Here is a 21,321-nt window from a genome sequence, read left to right on the forward strand (position 1 = left end):
GTATTATGTATATTATGTTAAATTATAAATGATCATATTTTAATGTACGAATATTTCCTTCCTCTTTTTCTATCTATCCTCATGACATTAAACATAATCAGCATTTACCATAAAATACCTAATAACTAGTCTGATAATCGAAGATTTCATTCTAGTTATTATTTATGCTGATCAATCCAAGAACCAGATTGGGTTCATGTTTTATTTTTGTAAGAGTTTATATCGAGGATCTTTTTCCAATTATCTTGAAAGTTATAGGTTTATTGGGTGAATTTGGTTGGATTATCCAGTGGTCGGAATGTTGAATAAGTGTTCCATTTGTATGTATTTCTAGTTCAGGAATTCGTGGCCCAATTATGTATTGATTTGGGTTTTTATCATCTTTAATCACTATAATTTCCTGTTCATTTACAAATACAGAACAATTTGGCGTTGGAGTGCAGCTCGTCATGTCGACGTTTTGATAAGAAAAAGTCCTCCAGAAAAAAGCGACCAAAAGAATGAGTAATGCGATTAGTATTTGAGCAAACCTGTGTTTTGTAAGCTTTTCTGAAGCCATGATGCTTCCTTCCTCGTGTAACAAACTTCAAAGTTTTGAAATAAAAGGCCAAATCCTGAACAACTGTAAGGTTACTACTCTGTCATTGAATTGTTAATTGCAGTATAGTTGACGGTTGAAAATGCCACTTTTTTTAAAAGTCAGCAATAGATAGTAACGTTATGATAAAGCAGTATTTCTATTGTGGATTTGGGGGGCATTACGACATGTGTCGTGTTGGAAGTAAAGTGTAGTTAATTAGAAATTGGAAGCATGCAAATGAGCCAAGAAAAGCAGCTTGAACAAAACTACAACTATACAGTTGTTCGGCAATTTACCTTAGTGACTATTCTCTGGGGTATTGTTGGTATGGCTGTAGGTGTTTTGATTGCCGCTCAATTAGTTTGGCCACAGCTAAACTTTGATACGCCGTGGTTGACGTACAGTCGCTTACGTCCTCTGCATACTAATGCGGTTATTTTTGCGTTTGGTACAAGTGCCCTCTTTGCAACATCTTATTATGTTGTTCAGCGTACTTGTCAAACTCGTCTATTTGGTGGTCCTCTTGTGCCCTTCACTTTTTGGGGATGGCAAGCCATTATTTTATCTGCAGCAATAACTTTACCTTTGGGTTATACCTCCGGTAAAGAATACGCGGAATTAGAATGGCCAATTGATATCGCCATTGCTCTTGTATGGGTATCTTATGCGATAGTGTTTTTTGGAACACTCGTCAAACGTAAGACGGCACATATCTATGTGGCAAACTGGTTCTTCGGAGCTTTTATCCTTACTGTTGCTGTATTACATATTGTAAATAGCATGGCAATCCCTGTTTCTATGGGTAAATCGTATTCAGTTTACGCTGGGGCGGTGGATGCTATGGTTCAGTGGTGGTACGGTCATAATGCGGTGGGTTTCCTGCTTACTGCCGGCTTCCTTGGTATGATGTATTACTTTGTACCAAAACAAGCTGAACGCCCTGTTTATTCATACCGTTTATCGATTGTTCACTTTTGGGCTTTGATCTCTCTTTACATTTGGGCAGGTCCGCACCATTTACACTACACTGCTCTGCCTGACTGGACTCAGTCACTTGGCATGGTGATGTCGTTAGTGTTATTTGCTCCTTCATGGGGCGGGATGATCAACGGGATCATGACGTTATCTGGTGCTTGGCATAAACTGCGCTATGACCCAATCTTACGATTCCTCATCGTTTCATTGTCATTCTACGGAATGTCTACGTTTGAAGGACCAATGATGTCGATTAAGACAGTTAACGCACTGTCACACTACACCGACTGGACCATTGGTCACGTGCATTCTGGAGCTCTAGGCTGGGTGGCAATGGTGTCGATTGGTTCGGTATACCATTTAATTCCTCGCCTATTTAACCAAGAGCGTATGTACTCTGTTGGTCTGATCAATGCTCACTTCTGGTTAGCGACTATTGGTACGGTGCTCTACATCGTTGCGATGTGGATTTCAGGTGTTATGCAGGGCTTGATGTGGCGTGCTGTTAACTCTGACGGTACGTTAACGTACAGTTTTGTTGAGTCTGTCCAAGCCTCTTACCCATTCTATACCGTTCGATTCATTGGTGGATTTATCTTCTTAGCAGGTATGTTCCTGATGGCTTACAACACGTATAAAACGGTTTTTGCACCAGATAATAGCTTAAAAGCTATTCCTCAACCGGCATAAGGAGATGAAAGAATGAGTTCTAATAATCGCCATGAAATCATCGAACGTAATGTCGGTTTACTGGCTATTTTCATTATTTTTGCCATCAGTTGGGGAGCCTTGGTTGAAATCACGCCATTGATTTTCCAAAAGCAAACTACTGAGCCTGTTGAAAATCTTAAGCCCTACACTGCGCTGCAACTTGAAGGCCGTGATATCTATATTCGCGAAGGTTGTAACGTTTGCCATAGCCAAATGATTCGCCCATTCCGTTCCGAAACGGAGCGTTATGGTCATTATTCGGTGGCTGGTGAAAGTGTTTGGGAGCATCCATTTGTGTGGGGTTCGAAGCGGACTGGGCCTGATTTGGCTCGTGTTGGTGGTCGTTATTCTGATGAATGGCATCGAGTTCACTTGACTAATCCTCGCGAACTGGTTCCTGAATCAAACATGCCCGGTTTTCCTTGGCTAGCAAAAAATGTGTTGGACGGCAAGCTTACGCAAAGCAAACTTGAATTATTCCGTAATCAGTTTGGTGTGCCGTATACCGATGAACAAATCGCGAATGCAGCAAAAGATGTCGAAGGGAAATCAGAAATGGATGCAATCATTTCTTATCTTCAATCTCTTGGTCACGCAATGAAGTAAGGGGTAGTTATGGATATCGGTACTATTCACAGTATTTGGACCATAGTGCTGTTCGTCTGTTTTATAGGCGTAGTGTGGTGGGCCTATGGCAAAAACCGTAAAGCTCGTTTCGATGAAGCGGCTAACCTCATTTTTGCCGATGAACAGCCCAAATCCTCTAAGGAACAAGGAGTGACTAAACAATGACGACATTTTGGAGTCTATGGGTCATCATCATTACGGTGGGAACTTTGCTGGGCTGTGCGATTCTGCTCGTTTGGTGTTTAAAAGACAAAATGGGAGTGGAAGAAGGCTCGGATATGGGCCATGAATACGATGGTATTCGTGAGCTCAACAACCCTCTGCCTAAATGGTGGACCTATCTTTTTATTAGTACGTTTATTTTTGCCGCTATCTATCTGACCCTCTATCCTGGGTTAGGTAGTTTTAAAGGTGTACTTGGTTGGCAAAGTTCAGATCAAACCATTCGCTCTCTTGATGAGTCCAAAGCCTCGATTGCAAATGCGCAAAACAATAAAGTGTTAGTACAGTATGCAAAAGAGTTAGATGACGCAAACACCTACTTTGGTGAAGCATTTAAACGCTTAGCTTATACTGGCGGCGGTTCGGATTTACGCCCTATTCCTGAAATTGCAGCAGATTCTGATGCATTGAAGGTTGGTCAGCGTTTATTCTTACAAAACTGCTCTCAGTGTCATGGTTCTGACGCTCGTGGTCAAAAAGGCTTTCCGAATCTAACCGATAATGCTTGGTTATATGGTGGTGAACCAGAAGCGATTGTGACCACTATCCGACATGGTCGTATTGGACAAATGCCAGCTTGGAAAGATGTCCTCGGTGAGCAAGGTGTGAAGGAAGTGGTGAGTTATACCCTAAGCCTTTCTGGGCGTTCTGTGAACGTTCGAGAAGCGGAAGCAGGTAAAGCTCGCTTCGTCGTTTGCGCCGCTTGTCATGGTACGGATGGTAAAGGTAACCCTGCGTTTGGAGCACCTGATCTTACTGATAACGATTGGTTATTTGGTGACTCAAGAGCCGATGTTACTCAAACGGTCATGCATGGCCGATCAGGTGTTATGCCTGCTTGGAATGACATTCTCGGTGAAGATAAAGTTCAACTGGTTGCTGCTTACGTGTGGAGTTTAAGCAATACAGAGAACTAATTGCACAACAAAGGCAGCTCTTTATTAGGGCTGTCTTTCTTCTCTTTTTAATAAGCCTTCTTTATTTTGTTGTTGAGAACTTTTTTATGGTAACTCCTTGGTATAAACAATTCTGGCCGTGGTTTCTGATCATCTTACCGTTAACTGTGGTGATCTGGACGATTGCAACGGTTATCGTCTTTTCTCAGAATTCAGTGTCATTGGTGACAGAGGATTACTACAAAAAAGGCAAAGGCATTAATATTGACCTATCAAAAATTAACGAAGCGAAAGCATTAAAGCTCAGCTCTGAAGTCTACTCTGAGGGTAATGATATTATCTTCAAATTTAATAAAGGTGAGCTTGAACACTACCCCGCGATTAAAATGATGTTTGCTCATCGGACACTGCCAGACCGTGATTTCACACAACTTGTCGCATCGGATGCACAAGGTATATATCGCATTACCCTGCCTGCCCCGTTACAAGGCCCTTGGTTCATCGAACTCACTCCTCACAATGAGGAGTGGTTAATCCAAGGTCGAGTAACGTTTCCAATGCCAACTTCTACTCAATTAATGAATTAAACTATGTGCAAAGCGTGTTACCACTGTGGTGAAGATGTACCAGCCAACACGGATTATAAAGTTGATATTCTAGGTGAAAGCAGAGATATGTGTTGTCCCGGTTGTGAAACCGTGGCTAAAACCATTGTAGAGAGTGGCCTAGTATCTTATTACCAATACCGAACGACCACTGCAGATAAAGTGGAGCTTGTGCCAGAGCAGCTCAAAGCACTCATTCATTATGATAATGATGATGTACAAGCAGAGTTCGTTCGTAACGACAACAAAACGTCCGAAGTGACGTTATCGTTAGAAGGTGTTTCCTGTGCGGCTTGTGCTTGGTTAATTGAAAAACAACTCTCTCATAAAAATGGGGTAATTTCGATAAGGGTCAATACCACTACCAACCGTGCTTTACTCAGTTGGGATAAGACACAAACACGACTCAGTGAATTACTCTCCACTATTCATAAATTAGGTTATAAGGCTGCCCCTTTTGAAGCAGACGCACATGAGGCAGCCTACCATCAATCAATGAAGCAATATCTTTATCGCTTGGGTATTGCAGGCCTAGCCACCATGCAAGTGATGATGCTTGCTGTGGCGCTCTATCTTGAGGTCTTCGGTGATCTTGATTCTGAGTTTCGCAATTATTTTCGTTGGGTTAGCTTGATCTTTGCAACCCCCGTACTTTTATACTCTGCCCTTCCCTTTTACCTCAATGCTTGGCGAAGCATTAGAGGCAGAACATTAGGTATGGATGTCCCTGTTTCTATTGCTCTTATTTTTGCGTACGTTGCGAGTCTGATAGCGACAGTGACTGAACAAGGCGAAGTCTTTTTTGAATCCATTTCAATGTTTACCTTTTTCTTATTGGTTGGACGATTTTTAGAGATGCGGGCGCGTAGAAAAGCCGCGGCGGCTAGCGGCAATTTACTGAAATTGATCCCTGCGGTTGCAACTACGTTGGATGGCCGTCAAGTGCCTGTAAAAACTCTAGCTCTTGGTGATCGAATTCGCGTGTTGCCTGGAGAACACGTCCCTGCTGATGGTCGAGTGTTGAATGGGCGTATTCATATTAATGAATCAATGTTGACCGGTGAATCAGTACCCGTTGTCAAAACAGTCGGTGATGCTGTTTTTGCTGGTACATTAAATGGCGATGAATCTTTCGAGTTGGAAGTCACTGCATCTAAAGCGGATTCCGTTATTTCCAATATTGTTAGACTGCAAGATGAAGCTCAAATGTCTAAGCCTAAGATTGCAGAAATTGCTGATATTGTCGCGAGATATTTTGTGGCTGTAATTTTGATTATTGCAGCAGCCACTTGGTTTTATTGGCACCAGACAAAACCTGAAGATGCATTTTGGATCATGTTAGCGGTCTTAGTGGCAACCTGCCCGTGCGCGCTTTCTCTTGCCACCCCCACAGCCATCACTTGCGCTACATCACGAATGGGTGACTTTGGTATTTTATTGAGAAAAAACCATGTCTTTGAAACACTTTGCAAAGTTAACCATTTGATTATTGATAAAACGGGAACGTTGACCCGTGGTGATATCGAAATTAGTGACGTTGAGTTGCATGGTGATATAGACGAAAACCATTGTTTGGCGCTAGCCGCTGCTTTGGAGCATCATGCCAATCACCCCATTGCCAGAGCGTTTGCGCAATATCGTAATGACGAGTTTCGTGTTGAGCATGTGCAGAATATGATTGGGTCTGGTATTCAAGGTAAATATTTAGGCGGCGATGTTCGTATCGGCAGCGCCGAATTTGTTTTGAACGACATCAGTGACGATCGAGCAAATCGTATTTATCTGTCGCTCAACGGGCAACACATTGCGACCTTCACGTACCGCGATCCTATCCGTAGTGAAGCGAAACAATTTATCGATCGTTTCCATCAGGAAGGAATTAAGATCACGCTATTAACGGGTGACTCTCAACTTAATGCACAAAGTGTGGCCGCCGAAATGGACATCGATATTGTCGTATCGAATGCCAAACCAGAAGATAAACTGAGTTACTTAAAGTCGTTACCAGATGATGATATCACCATGATGATTGGCGATGGCATTAATGATGCGCCAACGCTTGCTGGTGCACACTTATCAGTCGCTATGGGTGGTGGAACCGATGTCGCAAAAGCATCCGCTGATATGGTTTTACTTGGTGATAAACTCGACAGATTATTGGAAGCCAGAAGCTTAGCGTTAAAAGCTCGCAAAATCATTCGGGAAAATTTAGCGTGGTCACTTGGATACAATATTATTGTTTTGCCACTCGCCGTTGCGGGGCTGGTTGCTCCTTACATTGCCGTTGTGGGCATGTCGGCGAGTTCGATTATTGTGGTATCTAATTCTCTTCGACTACTCAAAAAGAGGGATAAGTAGATGGAAAGTCTTTATATATTGATCCCCATAGCGATCGTTTTGGTTACGATCGCCGTCATCATCTTTTTATGGGCAGTAAAAAGCGAACAGTTTGAAGATTTAGAACGCCAAGGACACAATATTTTGTTTGATGAAGATGAACTTACCTCATCAAAAGAAGAGAAAAAATGATCGCAGATTGGATTGGTGCTTTCTTTATCGGTTTACTTGGAGCTGGCCACTGTATGGGAATGTGTGGCGGAATTGCTTCTCTTTTGACTTTAGGTGAAAAACGCAGTGATCGACTCCCAATACTGCTTGTTTTTTACAACCTTGGGCGTATTGCCAGCTATATGCTGTTTGGCGGTTTATTAGGAGGCCTCGCCGCCTCGCTATCCGCATTCTCTACACTTAATCATGCGTTGATTTGGTTGAGGCTCATTGCGGCAGGCCTAATGATTGTACTTGGATTATATGTTGGGCGTTGGTGGTTTGGTCTGTTGAAGCTGGAGAAGGTTGGGCAAAAAATCTGGAGTTTTATTTCGCCTTTTGGGCAATCATTGCTCCCGCTTAGGAAAACGTGGTTCGCTCTCCCTTTTGGGTTTATCTGGGGATGGTTACCTTGTGGGCTAGTTTACTCGGTACTGACTTGGTCTGTGGTGTCCGGTAGTGCGCTGTCTGGGGCACTGGTTATGGCCTCTTTTGGTTTGGGAACCTTACCTGCGATGCTTCTTGTTGGTTACGGAGCGACCCGTTTGAAGAACATTCAACAATCATTCATATTTCGTCATTTTGCTGCGATTTTTATCATACTCTATGGTCTATACACGGGTTATGGAGCAGTGAGTATTTTATCATCTACGTGGTAGCTGTCTGATTTATGGCATCTTTTTTCGCTATCCTTTAGGGGTAATGGGTGCTAAAATATTGATGTACATCAAAAAGTGAAAGGTTGTTATGATTTCTGATAAGCCAGCGGCAAAGCGCATTCAATCTGGTGGTTGTGCAATTCACTGTCAAGATTGCAGCATTAGCCAGCTTTGTATTCCTTTTACTCTCAATGAATCTGAACTTGATCAACTTGATCAAATTATTGAGCGTAAAAAACCTATCCAAAAGGGCCAAGAGCTATTTAAAGCTGGTGACGACCTTAAGTCTCTCTACGCTATTCGCTCAGGTACAATTAAAAGTTATACCATTACTGAGCAAGGTGATGAACAAATCACTGCGTTTCATTTAGCGGGTGATTTAGTTGGTTTTGACGCGATCACTGATGATTCTCATCCTAGCTTTGCTCAGGCTCTAGAAACATCAATGGTATGCGAAATACCCTACGAAATTCTTGATGATCTTTCGGGTAAAATGCCTAAGTTACGTCAGCAAATTATGCGCTTGATGAGTAATGAAATTAAGGGCGACCAAGAGATGATTCTTCTGCTATCTAAAAAGAATGCAGAAGAAAGATTGGCGGCTTTTCTTTATAACTTGTCGACTCGTTTCTCTCAGCGCGGCTTTAGCCCTAGAGAGTTTCGTCTGACAATGACTCGTGGTGATATCGGTAATTACCTTGGTCTCACTGTTGAAACGATCAGTCGTCTACTCGGCCGTTTTCAGAAGTCTGAAATCCTTAGCGTTAAAGGCAAATACATCACAATCCTTGACCATGACCAACTGATGGAACTGGCAGGCGTATCTAAAGAAACTAAGTAACTTCAATGAGGTAGCTCTTAAATGAGCTACGTCATACTTCTGTTAAAAACTCTCTTTTTTTCTAAAATTCTCGCTGGTTATGAGCTAAAGTAACTCTAACGCCCTCCTCCATAATTAAGGAGTCGATATGAGTATTTATAGCAAGATTCTGGTAGTTGCTGACATCAACCACGATGAACAACCCGCCCTTGCCAGAGCCATACAGTTAGCGCAGCAAAGCACGTCTTCTAGCCACATTACATTTTTTCTATCTATTTATGATTTCTCTTATGACATGACGTCGATGCTCTCTGTTGATGAACGTGATGCTATGCGACGTGGTGTTATCCATCAGCGCGAGCAATGGATGAGGAAAGTAGCTGAACCGTATATTGATAGTTCGATCCAATTTGAAGTGAAAGTGGTGTGGCATAACCGCCCTTATGAAGCGATTATTGCTGAGATATTTTACGGAGAACATGACATTCTGATCAAAGGGACGCGTAAGCATGATGTCCTGGAATCCGTTATTTTTACACCGACAGATTGGCACTTATTGCGTAAATGCCCAACTCCAGTGCTATTGGTTAAAAATTCAGATTGGCCACAGAATGCGAATATAATCGCTTCGGTACATGTGGGGTCAGAAAATCCGGCTCATATTGATTTAAATGATTGCATGGTTGAACAACTAAAAAGCCTCACCACTCGTTTAGGTGCGACGCCTTATCTGGTGAATTCATACCCTATTACGCCTGCGAATATTACCATTGAGTTGCCCGAGTTTGATCCAATGACCTACACTGATGCTGTTCGTGGTCACCACTTGATGGCAATGAAAGCATTGCGACAAAAGCATGGTATAGATGAATCGCAAACACTTGTAGAGCAAGGCTTGCCTGAAGACGTCATTCCTCAAGCTGCTGAAAAGCTCAATGCGGCGATGGTTATTCTTGGTACGACGGGGCGTACAGGGTTATCGGCAGTATTTATTGGCAACACGGCAGAACAAGTCATTGATAAAATTAACTGTGATGTTTTAGCATTAAAGCCGCATGGCTACGTGAGCCCTTTAGATCCTAAAACCTCTATTTAAAATGGCCCGATCTATCATCGATCCCCCTTGTCATAGACGAGGGGGATTTTTTATCTTCCTTACTTGTTAGATCTGGCATCTGCGCTATTTATCCGTATCATACGCACTCTATTTTGTTTTAAAGATTAAAGACCAGACACTGATGACTGAGCAAATTCAAGAGCGCACCAAAGCTCAACAATATAATTTCAATAAACTTCAGAAGCGTATCCGTCGCAATACGGGTCAAGCCATTGCTGACTTTAATATGATTGAAGATGGCGACCGTATTATGGTATGTCTTTCTGGCGGTAAAGATAGCTTTACTATGCTGGATATTCTAATGAGCCTTCAGAAAAGTGCCCCTGTTAGCTTTGAGCTTATTGCCGTGAATCTTGATCAAAAACAGCCCGGATTTCCTGAACACATTCTGCCGCAGTACTTAGAGCAGCTAGGCGTTGAATATAAAATTATTGAAGAAGACACGTATTCTATTGTTCAAGATAAGATCCCTGAAGGGAAAACCACCTGCTCACTTTGTTCACGCTTACGCCGCGGCATTTTGTACCGTACAGCCAAAGAACTCGGTGCGACGAAAATTGCGTTAGGCCATCACCGTGACGACATTCTAGAAACGCTATTTTTGAACATGTTTTATGGTGGAAAGATCAAAGGAATGCCACCTAAACTTGTGTCTGATAACGGTGAACATGTGGTAATTCGCCCTCTAGCCTACTGTCGTGAAAAAGACATTATCAAATATGCGAACATGCGAGAGTATCCGATTATTCCATGTAATCTATGTGGCTCTCAGCCAAACATGCAACGTCAAAACATTAAGCAAATGCTAAATGGCTGGGATAAACAGTTCCCTGGGCGCATCGAGACCATGTTTAGTGCAATGCAAAATGTAGTGCCTAGCCATTTGGCTGATTTCAAGTTGTTTGACTTTAAGTCGATTAACCGTGATTCAGGCGTTATTAATGGCGGCGACATTGGTTTTGATAAAGAAGAGATGCCAATCCTAGCGCTCGAAGATGAGGATAGCGTGATGGAGTTTGATCCTAGTTTGAAGTTGGATGTCACCAATCTTTGATGTTCCTACAAAGATAAAAAGAATAAGGGCTGCGAATGCAGCCCTATTGATATTAGCCCAACATATCTAATGTTTCGCTTTGGGAAGATAAGGTAACACGCGAACCGTTTCTTGTGGTAACTGCATCGATCCACCTTCACCCAGTTGACTGAGATCCACTTGGGCTTTGCCATTTTCTATGTTAATGGTTTCGCCGTTACTCAACTGAATGACCGAATTCAAATTATTGGCAAATTCGAGTGTGACACCAGAAACATCGGGTGTGAACCAACTCGCAAACATCCCGCCGAGCTCTTCCAGTAATTTTTGCATCTGAGGTAATAAGATGGCGACCTGCTGGTAAGATATTTCTTCTTTGAACTGCTCTTTTGCCATAACAACAGTCGAAAAGTCACAACGCATATCTTGAGGAGTATCGACAAACACTAACGGATTCGCTTGCCGTAAATGATCGTCTAAAGGAAGTAGTAGTTCGTGGTTGCTACTGACTTTCAACGCTTCATAGTGCTTTTCTTTTTCCATCCAAGCCTTCTCTATTGGGCAGAGCTGCTTGGTATTTGCATTAAGGAAATAATAAGCGACTTTGACATTGGGGTACTCTTCTTTCACGTTATTTTTCATTGCTGAAAACAACTTGGAGTATGTAAACATATACTCTTGAGCGTTAACGGGAAATGCGTTAGCAAAGCATAACGTTGTCAGTAATAAGGTAAGCGTTCTTTTTTTCATTATTATTCTGTCCAGAAAGGCTGATTGTGACGCATCATAGATTGAAGATCTTGCACATAAGCTTCTCCGCGCTCTGAGTATTTCAATAAGCCATTGGTCATCTCCATGGCACTGTCAGCACTCAATAAATCGGCATTATTTTTTCTTAATCGAAAACGAATCTCTCGTAAATCATGATAAGCGGAGTTGCGGTTAACATTCATGAAGTAACCGTGGATTGACTCTTGAACAGAACCAAAACTCGCCACTTCGTGAGTCATACCTTCCACTCGTTGCAAAGGTACCAACCCACACCCTACACTGTAACACCATTGACCGAAATAGTTGTTTCCTTCAGTTGCAAAGCGAGAGGTTCCCCAAGCTGATTCATTCGCTGCCTGGGTCAAGACTAACGCTTCGGGTAAAACGTCAATTCGATGCAGCATGTTTTCTAACCAGGCGCTAGTGATGCCTTCCGCAGGAATCGGTACTTCATATCGCTTAGAGAGTTTTTGCGCCTCACTATAGTCACTTTTGGCTATCTGATTGCTTAGATGATGTTGTGCAATCCTCTCTAATATTTCACGCTCTCGCAAAATACGTAAATTTTCCCAAGCTATCCCTGGTTTTAAGAAAGAAAAAAAAGCATGCTTTTTCTCATTCACATCATCGATGGCTGAGAAGTCAGGCGCTTTTCCAACAGCTCTAGCACCTTGCAAAGATGGAATGTCGCTTTTGTAAGTCGTCTCAGTAGAGGTTTGCTTGACGTAATAAACGCTGCAGCTCACAACCACGAGCGAGATGGCGGTAAGTAAGATTATTTTACGCATTGAACACCTGAGAATTTGGATTATTGTCGGATTGATTAGTCGCTATGATCTTTAGTTTGATGCCAAACATATTGCGATAAATAATCCCTTTAGCATGGAAGAAGAAAGGTAATACAAAAATGAAACCTATCCCATAAAAGAGCGCGGCGGCAACGAACATCAGCATGATCACGGAATAAATCACGGCAATAGGAACGATTTTTTTATTTACTGCGCGTAAGGATAATAGCAGTGATTGCATAGGTGGAACCCGTTTTTCGCAGATCAATAAGATGGATTGGCTAAACGCAATACTCAAATACATTGATAGCAATGGGAAAATCATTCCTGCTACACCTTGCAGTAATAAGCTGAATAGCGTTGCTAAAATCACTGGGATGGTGAACTGTAATCCCTTACCTATATGTCTTGGCTGTGTTCTTAACCCAGCGACATGACTCATCGCCATTAAGCTCACGCCAGCATAAATAGGTGCACTAACGACCTCATAGCTAAAATTAGCCACAAAAATAGCTTGTACAATATTGCCTGTGAAAGCTTCTGGTGTTTCTAACGCATCCAAGATTAGTGATGGATCACCCAGTTGCAATTTTAAAGCAATATAGAAGATCGCAAGCTGCACAAATAAAAGAATCACGATGGAAGGAGAAAAGGAGATAAATTGCTTGATCGTACAATCCCATGCCTCTTTGAGCACGGCGTTAACTTTTAGCTCGTAATCTCCCTTGAGCGCATGCTCTACACTACCGCCTAAATTGAAATCTTTTTCAATATCATTATTCATAAAATGTCCTAGGCAACGGAAAAGCAAGTTGCCTGTATTTGGGTCACAAAGTTATTGTCATTATACTGCAATACACTCTAGTCCAAAATCAGAAGCCTAAACTGATCTTGCATTATTATGTGTTTGGTTGATAATTAACCACTTGAAAGCATTGAACAGTTAGTTAGTTCTGTATGGTAATCAATCTTTACTGCTACCTACAAAACTTTTTCTGTATCAATATAAGAAAACGCTTTGAATTCACTCTTTTGGTGATTATGATGCGCGCCTCAATTGTGTATAGCGACAGGTCGTAAGATAGGCATCCCTATAGACCAAGGTGGGAGAAAAACAGACGTTGAACGTAAAAAAATCAGTAGGAAAACCAGTAGTTCGTCTTTCTGGTATCAGTAAAAGTTTCGATGGTAAGGAAATCATTGGCAACCTAAACCTTGATGTTAATCATGGCGAATTCTTAACGATACTTGGTCCTTCTGGCTGTGGTAAAACAACAGTACTAAGAATGATTGCAGGTTTTGAAACCGCAGATCAAGGTTCAATTACTCTTGATAATCAAGATGTTACAAAAGTTCCTGCTGAACAGAGACACGTTAACACCGTCTTTCAAAGCTATGCACTTTTCCCACATATGACAGTATTTGAAAATGTCGCGTTTGGTTTGCGTATGCAAAAAGTGCCAACGGCGGACATTGAACCCCGTGTGATGGAAGCACTGCGGATGGTACGTCTCGACGCGATGGCCCAGCGTAAACCAAGTCAACTTTCTGGTGGTCAACAACAACGTATCGCGATCGCGCGTGCCGTTGTTAATAAACCTAAAGTTCTGTTACTAGACGAATCTTTATCCGCGCTTGACTATAAACTTCGTAAGCAGATGCAAATGGAGCTTAAGCAGCTTCAACGTCAGCTTGGGATCACCTTTATCTTCGTTACGCACGATCAAGAAGAAGCCTTATCAATGTCGGATCGCATTATTGTTATGCGTGAAGGGAAAATTGAGCAAGATGGCTCTCCACGTGAAATTTACGAAGACCCTAAAAACCTATTTGTTGCTCGCTTCATCGGTGAGATCAACGTATTTAATGCTGAAACGATTGAACGAATTGATGATAAGCGTATTCGTGCACATATCGAAGGTGTTGAAGCGGTGGTTTACCACGATCAAAATGTACAACCCGGACACAAACTACAAGTTTTGCTGCGTCCTGAAGATCTTCGCATCGAAGAGATTAAAGAGTCAGAAGAAAAAGGCATTGTTGGACACGTGACAGAACGTACCTACAAAGGCATGACTCTAGAATCTGTAGTCGAACTGGAAGAATCAGGCATGCGCGTGACGGTTAGCGAATTCTTTAACGAAGATGATCCTGATGTGGACCATTCTCTCGGCCAGAAAGTCGCTATCACTTGGGTTGAAAGCTGGGAGGTAGTACTCGATGATGAGCAAGAAGCTTAATCTTCAAAATGCTATTATCACATTGATTGTTGGGTGGTTAGTGCTGTTTGTGCTAATCCCTAACGTTATGATCATTGGTACTAGCTTTTTGACTCGCGATGAAGCCAACTTAATTGAAATGACCTTCACGCTTGATAACTATACACGCTTATTGGATCCACTTTACGCCAAAGTGCTCATGCACTCTTTCTATATGGCAATTGTGGCTACCCTTCTCTGCTTGGTTATTGGTTATCCATTTGCCTACATTGTCGCAAAAATGCCACAAAAATGGCGTCCAATTATGCTGTTTTTGGTGATTGTTCCTTTTTGGACGAACTCTCTTATCCGTACCTACGGATTAAAAATAGTGCTGGGTACGCAAGGCATTCTAAACCAAGCTTTAATGGCTTTAGACATCATAGACAAACCACTGCGTATTATGTACACCGAGACAGCGGTAATGATTGGCTTGGTTTACATCTTGCTGCCTTTTATGATTCTTCCGCTCTATTCTGCTATTGAAAAATTGGACGATACCTACATTGAAGCCGCGCGAGATCTAGGGGCAAATAAGCTTCAAACTTTGCTGAAGGTAGTATTGCCATTGACCATGCCGGGTATCATCGGGGGCTGCTTATTGGTGTTACTGCCAGCATTAGGTATGTTCTATATTGCTGACTTACTCGGTGGCGCGAAAAACCTGCTGATTGGTAACGTGATTAAGAGCCAAGTATTGAATGCTCGTGATTGGCCATTTGGCGCCGCGACCAGCATTGCCTTGACTCTGGCGATGGCTGTAATGCTTTATGCATACTATCGTGCTGGTAAGTTATTGAATAAGAAAGTGGAGCTAGACTAATGGGCAAAACAGTTAGATTTAGCTTTATGAGTTTAGTGTATGTATTTCTATACCTACCGATCATAGTGCTGATTGTAAATTCATTTAATGACAACAAATTTGGTATTAAATGGGGCGGTTTCACTACTAAGTGGTACCACGCGCTAGTTGCAAACGACAGCTTAGTTCAGGCCGCATGGCACTCGCTGAATGTAGCGGTTTTTTCAGCAACAGCAGCGACGCTGATTGGCAGTTTAACTGCTGTAGCTCTTTTTCGTTATCAATTTAAAGGTAAACGTGCAGTTAATGGTATGTTGTTTGTTGTGATGATGTCCCCAGATATTGTCATGGCAATTTCGCTACTTGCGCTATTCTTAGTGTTAGGTGCTCAGCTAGGTTTTCTTACTTTGTTGATTGCACACATTACATTCTGCTTACCTTTCGTTGTTGTGACTGTTTACAGTCGCCTCAACGGATTTGATGTAAAGATGCTTGAAGCTGCCAAAGATCTAGGTGCTGGCGAATGGGTGATTTTGACCAAAATTATTTTGCCATTAGCGAAACCGGCGGTTGCGGCTGGTTGGTTGCTGAGTTTCACACTGTCATTAGATGATGTGATCATTAGCTCGTTTGTAACCGGCCCTACTTACGAAATTTTACCATTGAAGATTTATTCTATGGTTAAAGTTGGCATTTCCCCAGAAGTTAACGCTCTGGCGACCGTGATGTTAGTTGTCTCATTGGCTCTAGTAATTACATCACAGTTGTTAGCAAGGGAAAAAGTGAAGTAGAATCGACATCTTGTAATACATTACGCGAAACAGAATGACAAATCGTCATTCTGTTTTTCTATCTAACGCCTAAAAATAGGCAACGTTTGGTTTGGAGCTAACGTCAATGAAAAAATGGGCTACTCTATTAGCTGGTAGTGCATGTGCGCTTTCTTTGTTCTCTGGAGCAGTAACAGCGGATGAAAACAAGGAACTAGTATTCATGAACTGGGGGCCGTACATTAACAGTGGTCTTCTAGAGCAGTTTACGAAAGAGACCGGCATTAAGGTCATTTATTCAACTTATGAATCGAATGAAACCCTGTATGCAAAGCTAAAAACTCACAACCAAGGTTATGATCTTGTTGTTCCATCCACCTACTTCGTTTCTAAAATGCGCGATGAAGGTATGTTACAAAAGATTGATAAGTCTAAATTAAGCAACTTTAAAAACCTTGATAACAACTATTTGAATAAACCTTACGATCCAAATAATGATTATTCAATTCCACACGTGGTTGCTATCACTGGGCTTGCGGTTAATACCGATATGTACGATCCCAATGATTTCCAAAGCTGGGGTGACCTATGGAACCCAGAGTTGAAAGGCCAGCTAATGTTGATGGATGATACTCGTGAGGTATTCCACATTGCCCTTCGTAAGTTAGGTTACTCAGGTAACACTACGGATGAAAAGCAAATTGATGAGGCCTACGCTGAGCTGCAAAAACTAATGCCCAATGTATTGGTATTTAACTCAGATAACCCTGCCGCTCCTTACCTCTCTGGTGAAGTTGGCTTAGGTATGCTGTGGAATGGCTCTGCAGCAGCGGCGCAAAAAGAAGGCTTGCCAATTAAGCTTGTTTTCCCTAAAGAAGGCGGTATCGGTTGGGTTGACAACTTTGCTATCAGTTCTGGTGCCAAAAACGTAGAAGCCGCACATAAGATGATCGACTTCTTGCTACGTCCAGAAATTGCAGAACAAATTTCTCGCGACACGGGTTATTTAACTGGCGTGAAAGCGTCTAATGAGAAATTTAAAGACAGCCCTGCCCTTTTCCCATCTCAAGATGATTTAGATCGTGTTGAATGGCAATCTGCCGTTGGTGAAAAAACTGTGCAGTATGAAGATTACTTTATGAAGTTAAAAGCGGGTCAATAATTCCGCAAAAAGTATGAAATAGGCAGCACTAGCTGCCTATTTTCGTTAAAACTGGTATACTTTGCACTTTCGTATCACGCACCCTTGCCTAGTTAAGCTTTGGCACCGACTAAAATGGAAACGTAATGAAAAGCACACTGTATGCTGGCGCTATTTGCGCAGCAACTCTATTCACTACGCCTGCAATGGCTGCAGATCAAGAGCTTTATTTTTACAACTGGTCTGAATATATCCCCCACGACGTTCTCGAAGATTTCACCAAAGAGACAGGAATTAAAGTCATTTACTCAACCTATGAGTCTAATGAAAGCATGTATGCCAAGTTAAAGACTCAAGGTTCCGGCTACGATCTTGTCGTGCCATCCACCTACTTTGTTTCTAAAATGCGTAAAGAAGGCATGTTGCAGGAGATTGACCACGCTAAGCTTTCTCATTTTGCTGATCTTGATTCTAACTATCTCAATAAATCGTTCGACCCAAACAACAAATTTTCTATCCCTTATATCTGGGGCGCAACGGGGATTGGTATTAATACCGATATGCTTGATAAATCACTGATCAAAAACTGGGGCGACTTATGGGATGCCAAGTGGGAAGGTCAGTTGATGATGATGGACGATGCTCGTGAGGTGTTCCATATTGCACTGAGTAAGCTTGGTTACTCACCTAATACGACGGATCCTGACGAAATTAAAGCGGCCTATGAAGAGCTTAAAAAACTGATTCCAAACGTGTTAGTGTTCAACTCCGACTTTCCCGCAAACCCTTTTTTAGCGGGTGAAGTTTCTTTAGGTATGTTATGGAATGGCTCGGCGTATATGGCCCGCCAAGAAGGCGCTTCAATTGACATTATTTGGCCAGAAAAAGGCGCGATTTTCTGGATGGATAGCATATCCATTCCGGCCGGAGCCAAAAACGTTGATGCGGCTCATAAGATGATTGATTTCTTATTGCGCCCTGAGAATGCAGCAAAAATCGCATTAGAAATTGGTTACCCAACTCCCGTTAAAACAGCCTATTCACTGTTACCCAAATCTTTCGCCAATGATCCTAATATCTTCCCTCCACAATCTGTTATGGACAGCGGGTTTTGGCAAGATGAGGTGGGAGAAGCGAATGTGTTGTACGACGAATACTTCCAGAAGCTCAAAGTAAATAATTGATCATATTCAATGTTTAGATAACACGCCTACTCTAGGCGTGTTTCTTTTTTGGCATTTCTAACCCTAATATCTCTTCCACTAACCGCGGAACTTCAATACTGGCTTTACCGTAGCGTTTTTCCTCAAACTCACTTTCAACGGCACTCGGTTCTAAGTTGATCTCAATGGTGTGCGCGCCATGCATTCTGGCATCATGAACAAAGCCTGCAGCAGGATAAACAACGCCCGATGTACCGATAGAGATAAAAAGATCAGCCGTCTCGAGTGCTGAATAAATATCGCCCATGCGTAGTGGCATTTCGCCAAACCAAACAATATGAGGTCGCATTTGAACTGGAATTTGACAGCAATGACAAAGCTCTCCGCTCAGAATGTCGTCTTTATGCTCTATTACTTGGTTAGAAACGCTGCAGCGTGCTTTAAGCAGCTCACCGTGCATATGAATCACCTGTTTGCTACCACCCCGCTCATGAAGGTTATCAATATTCTGCGTAATAATCGTTACGTTTCCCTCTAGCTCTTGCTCTAATTTACCAAGCGCGATGTGGGCGGCATTAGGTTGTATTGGTTCAGATTGGAGTTTTCGACGACGCTGATTATAGAAATCCTGTACGAGATCGGGATCACGTGCGAAACCTTCAGGGGTCGCGACATCCTCTATTTTATGGTTTTCCCATAATCCGTCTTGGGCACGAAATGTTTTAATGCCTGATTCCGCTGAAATGCCTGCCCCCGTGAGGATCACGATATTCTTGTAGGGGAAATTCATACTATGTCCTTATTGCACGCTTTTTTGCTAGCTTAGCACCGATGCAATAACAACAGTAGTTTTGAGGGTTAGACCATAGTATAAAATAGCCATTGATTGCTTATTTTCTGTGACATAAACCGAGCTATGAAATAGACCGAAGTACCCCGCGGCTTCGGTCTATATGTAATCAATCTTCGTTAATGGCGGAGATTTTATGAATAGCCAAATCCGCGCCGTTAAATTCGTCTTCTTCAGATAAACGCAATCCAGTCAATACATTGAGAGAGCCATAAACGATTGCGGCACCCAATACTGCCACTGAAATACCCAATAAGGTTCCTAGTAGTTGAACGGCGAGGCTGACACCACCTAGGCCGCCGAGTGATGATTGGCCAAAAATACCAGCGGCAATCCCACCCCATGCACCACAAACACCATGTAATGGCCATACACCTAATACATCGTCTATTCTCGTTCGGTTTTGTAGTTGAGTGAACAACCAAACAAATAAAGCACCCGCTACCACTCCCGTCACTAAGGCACCCAGTGGGTGCATCAAGTCCGATCCTGCACACACCGCGACTAATCCCGCTAGAGGACCATTGTGGATAAAGCCAGGGTCATTTTTTCCGACAATTAACGCTGCTAAAATACCACCAGTCATGGCCATTAAAGAGTTCATCGCGACTAATCCACTAATTCCATTTAATGTTTGCGCTGACATGACGTTAAAACCAAACCAGCCCACACAAAGGATCCACGCGCCCAGTGCTAGGAACGGAATGTTGGATGGAGCAAAGTTGGTGTGCTTTCCTGCACGTACTCTTCCCTTACGCATTCCTAGAAACATGACAGCGATGAGTGCAATCCATCCGCCGACTGCATGCACGACAACAGAGCCAGCGAAATCGTGAAAAGCAGCACCGAATTGAGCTTCAAACCAGCTTTGCACGCCATAATTGCCATTCCAAATCATTCCCTCAAACAGCGGATAAACAAACCCGACGGTGAAAAAAGTAGCAATGAGAATCGGGTAAAACCGAGCGCGCTCGGCAATGCCTCCAGAAACGATAGCAGGAATAGCGGCGGCAAACGTCAATAGAAAAAAGAACTTAACTAGATGATAGCCGTTCCCTTGGGCAAGGGTTTGTGCATCAGCAAAGAAATGAGCGCCGTAGGCTATCCAGTAACCGATAAAAAAATAGGCGATTGTAGAAATACCGAAATCGGCGAGAATTTTTACCAGCGCGTTCACTTGGTTCTTTTTACGCACAGTCCCCACCTCAAGAAAGGCAAATCCGGCGTGCATTAAAAACACCATGATTGCTCCGAGCAGCAAAAATAGCGTATCAGAACTTTGAGTCAGGGCTTGTACGGCACCTTGAACCTGACTTACGGTTTGAGTCATCTTAGTGATTCTCCATTGAAATGTTGTGCACCAATCCTGTGCTACTTGATTATTTTCTCACCAATATAGTGAGTTATTGGTATTGAACAGCCTTAAAGCAAAATACATTCCAAAATAAACAAATGAATCAATAACTTTTCAATATCAAATAACTTATTGAAATAGAGTGAATTATATAAATATCAAGGGAGTTGTTGCATGATAGAAGAATAAACGCATTCATAAGAAGCGCACCAAATTGGAACGTGCGCTCCATTTTAATGCACTCTATTTTTTGGCTCGTTCCAGATTGCAGGCATTAAAAAGGCCTCCCGCAGGAATAATGCCGTTCACTTAAGAGTGAACGGCATTTTTGTTGTCATCCCTAAACCACCGCCTTGGGCGGTGGTGATTCAACCTTGGGGCTATTGCCCGAAGGAGTGCCCATGCTAGAAGTAAACCTCTTATTCACCACAAGTAAGAGGAAACTAAAAACATGGGCGATTATAGAAGTTCATCACATGTATATTGGCGTTGCAAATACCACATAGTTTGGACACCGAAATACAGATTTAAGATCTTGAAAGGGAATGTAGGTAAAGAGCTTTATCGCTCAATCTATATTTTGTGCAATATGAAAGATTGTGAAGTCTTGGAATTAAATGTTCAGCCGGATC

At 42.4% G+C, this 21,321-nt stretch carries 23 protein-coding genes; 17 read left to right on the plus strand and 6 right to left on the minus strand.

Annotation, left to right across the window (positions count from 1 at the left end; all coding sequences use genetic code 11):
- Positions 1 to 217: 217 nt before the first annotated feature.
- The gene (locus AACQ42_RS12445; protein WP_019282271.1) at positions 218 to 559 is read right to left on the minus strand and encodes a hypothetical protein; all 342 of its coding nucleotides are present in this window, start codon (positions 557 to 559) and stop codon (positions 218 to 220) included.
- A 258-nt stretch (positions 560 to 817) separates the two neighbouring features.
- Here AACQ42_RS12445 and ccoN point away from each other — a divergent pair, with 258 nt between their 5' ends.
- The 11 genes from ccoN to ttcA all read left to right on the plus strand — a co-directional run bounded on the left by ccoN (position 818) and on the right by ttcA (position 10,813).
- Complete coding sequence (gene ccoN / locus AACQ42_RS12450; protein ID WP_026027333.1) at positions 818 to 2,245, plus strand: cytochrome-c oxidase, cbb3-type subunit I; 1,428 nt, start codon at positions 818 to 820, stop codon at positions 2,243 to 2,245.
- Between the two features lie 12 nt (positions 2,246 to 2,257).
- Entirely contained in the window at positions 2,258 to 2,872 is a 615-nt protein-coding gene (gene ccoO, locus AACQ42_RS12455) for a cytochrome-c oxidase, cbb3-type subunit II (RefSeq protein WP_013856896.1), read from the plus strand.
- Positions 2,873 to 2,881: 9 nt separating this feature from the next.
- Entirely contained in the window at positions 2,882 to 3,058 is a 177-nt protein-coding gene (locus AACQ42_RS12460) for a CcoQ/FixQ family Cbb3-type cytochrome c oxidase assembly chaperone (RefSeq protein WP_010320252.1), read from the plus strand.
- Positions 3,055 to 4,032 carry a cytochrome-c oxidase, cbb3-type subunit III gene (gene ccoP / locus AACQ42_RS12465; protein WP_013856895.1) on the plus strand — a complete coding sequence of 326 codons (978 nt, stop codon included), beginning with the start codon at positions 3,055 to 3,057 and terminating at the stop codon, positions 4,030 to 4,032. The genes AACQ42_RS12460 and ccoP overlap by 4 nt, the downstream gene beginning before the upstream one ends.
- Positions 4,033 to 4,118: 86 nt before the next feature.
- Positions 4,119 to 4,598 (plus strand): FixH family protein, encoded by a 480-nt coding sequence (locus AACQ42_RS12470; protein WP_017042885.1) that lies wholly within the window; start codon positions 4,119 to 4,121, stop codon positions 4,596 to 4,598.
- 3 nt (positions 4,599 to 4,601) lie between these two features.
- Positions 4,602 to 6,974 (plus strand): heavy metal translocating P-type ATPase, encoded by a 2,373-nt coding sequence (locus AACQ42_RS12475; protein WP_088732414.1) that lies wholly within the window; start codon positions 4,602 to 4,604, stop codon positions 6,972 to 6,974.
- Complete coding sequence (gene ccoS / locus AACQ42_RS12480) at positions 6,975 to 7,145, plus strand: cbb3-type cytochrome oxidase assembly protein CcoS (RefSeq protein WP_013856892.1); 171 nt, start codon at positions 6,975 to 6,977, stop codon at positions 7,143 to 7,145.
- Positions 7,142 to 7,822 (plus strand): sulfite exporter TauE/SafE family protein, encoded by a 681-nt coding sequence (locus tag AACQ42_RS12485; protein ID WP_094164788.1) that lies wholly within the window; start codon positions 7,142 to 7,144, stop codon positions 7,820 to 7,822. The genes ccoS and AACQ42_RS12485 overlap by 4 nt, the downstream gene beginning before the upstream one ends.
- An 88-nt stretch (positions 7,823 to 7,910) precedes the next feature.
- Positions 7,911 to 8,663, plus strand: a complete 753-nt coding sequence (locus AACQ42_RS12490) for an FNR family transcription factor (RefSeq protein ID WP_010320258.1) — start codon at positions 7,911 to 7,913, stop codon at positions 8,661 to 8,663.
- Positions 8,664 to 8,790: 127 nt separating this feature from the next.
- Entirely contained in the window at positions 8,791 to 9,738 is a 948-nt protein-coding gene (gene uspE / locus AACQ42_RS12495; protein ID WP_013856890.1) for a universal stress protein UspE, read from the plus strand.
- A 142-nt stretch (positions 9,739 to 9,880) separates the two neighbouring features.
- Positions 9,881 to 10,813, plus strand: a complete 933-nt coding sequence (gene ttcA, locus AACQ42_RS12500; protein ID WP_094164789.1) for a tRNA 2-thiocytidine(32) synthetase TtcA — start codon at positions 9,881 to 9,883, stop codon at positions 10,811 to 10,813.
- 66 nt (positions 10,814 to 10,879) lie between these two features.
- On the opposite strand, the gene AACQ42_RS12505 is transcribed toward ttcA, so the two are convergent.
- Genes AACQ42_RS12505 through AACQ42_RS12515 form a run of 3 tightly spaced genes read right to left on the minus strand, consistent with a single transcriptional unit; the run spans position 10,880 to position 13,135 of the window.
- Positions 10,880 to 11,542, minus strand: a complete 663-nt coding sequence (locus tag AACQ42_RS12505) for a DUF2987 domain-containing protein (protein ID WP_017047641.1) — start codon at positions 11,540 to 11,542, stop codon at positions 10,880 to 10,882.
- 2 nt (positions 11,543 to 11,544) lie between these two features.
- Positions 11,545 to 12,351 carry a glucosaminidase domain-containing protein gene (locus AACQ42_RS12510; RefSeq protein WP_094164790.1) on the minus strand — a complete coding sequence of 269 codons (807 nt, stop codon included), beginning with the start codon at positions 12,349 to 12,351 and terminating at the stop codon, positions 11,545 to 11,547.
- Positions 12,344 to 13,135 (minus strand): membrane protein, encoded by a 792-nt coding sequence (locus AACQ42_RS12515; RefSeq protein ID WP_026028002.1) that lies wholly within the window; start codon positions 13,133 to 13,135, stop codon positions 12,344 to 12,346. Before AACQ42_RS12515 ends, AACQ42_RS12510 begins: the two co-directional genes overlap by 8 nt.
- 319 nt (positions 13,136 to 13,454) lie before the next feature.
- Here AACQ42_RS12515 and potA point away from each other — a divergent pair, with 319 nt between their 5' ends.
- The 5 genes from potA (at position 13,455) to AACQ42_RS12540 (ending at position 18,506) form a co-directional block, all read left to right on the plus strand.
- Positions 13,455 to 14,591 (plus strand): spermidine/putrescine ABC transporter ATP-binding protein PotA, encoded by a 1,137-nt coding sequence (potA, locus tag AACQ42_RS12520; RefSeq protein WP_010320264.1) that lies wholly within the window; start codon positions 13,455 to 13,457, stop codon positions 14,589 to 14,591.
- Positions 14,575 to 15,432, plus strand: coding sequence for a spermidine/putrescine ABC transporter permease PotB (gene potB, locus AACQ42_RS12525; RefSeq protein ID WP_026027331.1), 858 nt, complete (start codon positions 14,575 to 14,577; stop codon positions 15,430 to 15,432). Before potA ends, potB begins: the two co-directional genes overlap by 17 nt.
- Positions 15,432 to 16,202, plus strand: coding sequence for a spermidine/putrescine ABC transporter permease PotC (potC, locus tag AACQ42_RS12530; RefSeq protein ID WP_013856883.1), 771 nt, complete (start codon positions 15,432 to 15,434; stop codon positions 16,200 to 16,202). The genes potB and potC overlap by 1 nt, the downstream gene beginning before the upstream one ends.
- A 106-nt stretch (positions 16,203 to 16,308) precedes the next feature.
- Positions 16,309 to 17,343 (plus strand): extracellular solute-binding protein, encoded by a 1,035-nt coding sequence (locus AACQ42_RS12535; RefSeq protein WP_029388221.1) that lies wholly within the window; start codon positions 16,309 to 16,311, stop codon positions 17,341 to 17,343.
- A gap of 125 nt (positions 17,344 to 17,468) precedes the next feature.
- Positions 17,469 to 18,506, plus strand: a complete 1,038-nt coding sequence (locus AACQ42_RS12540) for an extracellular solute-binding protein (protein WP_013856881.1) — start codon at positions 17,469 to 17,471, stop codon at positions 18,504 to 18,506.
- 31 nt (positions 18,507 to 18,537) lie between these two features.
- Here AACQ42_RS12540 and cobB read toward each other — a convergent pair whose 3' ends face one another.
- Complete coding sequence (gene cobB, locus AACQ42_RS12545; protein ID WP_094164791.1) at positions 18,538 to 19,275, minus strand: Sir2 family NAD+-dependent deacetylase; 738 nt, start codon at positions 19,273 to 19,275, stop codon at positions 18,538 to 18,540.
- Positions 19,276 to 19,444: 169 nt separating this feature from the next.
- The gene (locus tag AACQ42_RS12550) at positions 19,445 to 20,665 is read right to left on the minus strand and encodes an ammonium transporter (RefSeq protein WP_019281009.1); all 1,221 of its coding nucleotides are present in this window, start codon (positions 20,663 to 20,665) and stop codon (positions 19,445 to 19,447) included.
- A gap of 475 nt (positions 20,666 to 21,140) precedes the next feature.
- On the opposite strand from AACQ42_RS12550, the gene tnpA reads away from it, so the two are divergent.
- Positions 21,141 to 21,321: IS200/IS605 family transposase (gene tnpA / locus AACQ42_RS12555; protein ID WP_141195638.1), on the plus strand; the 181-nt coding region annotated here is incomplete at its 3' end.

Origin of the sequence: Vibrio sp. V12_P9A6T4 (genome assembly GCF_963874835.1) — a bacterium.
Taxonomy (GTDB): Bacteria; Pseudomonadota; Gammaproteobacteria; order Enterobacterales; family Vibrionaceae; genus Vibrio; species Vibrio anguillarum.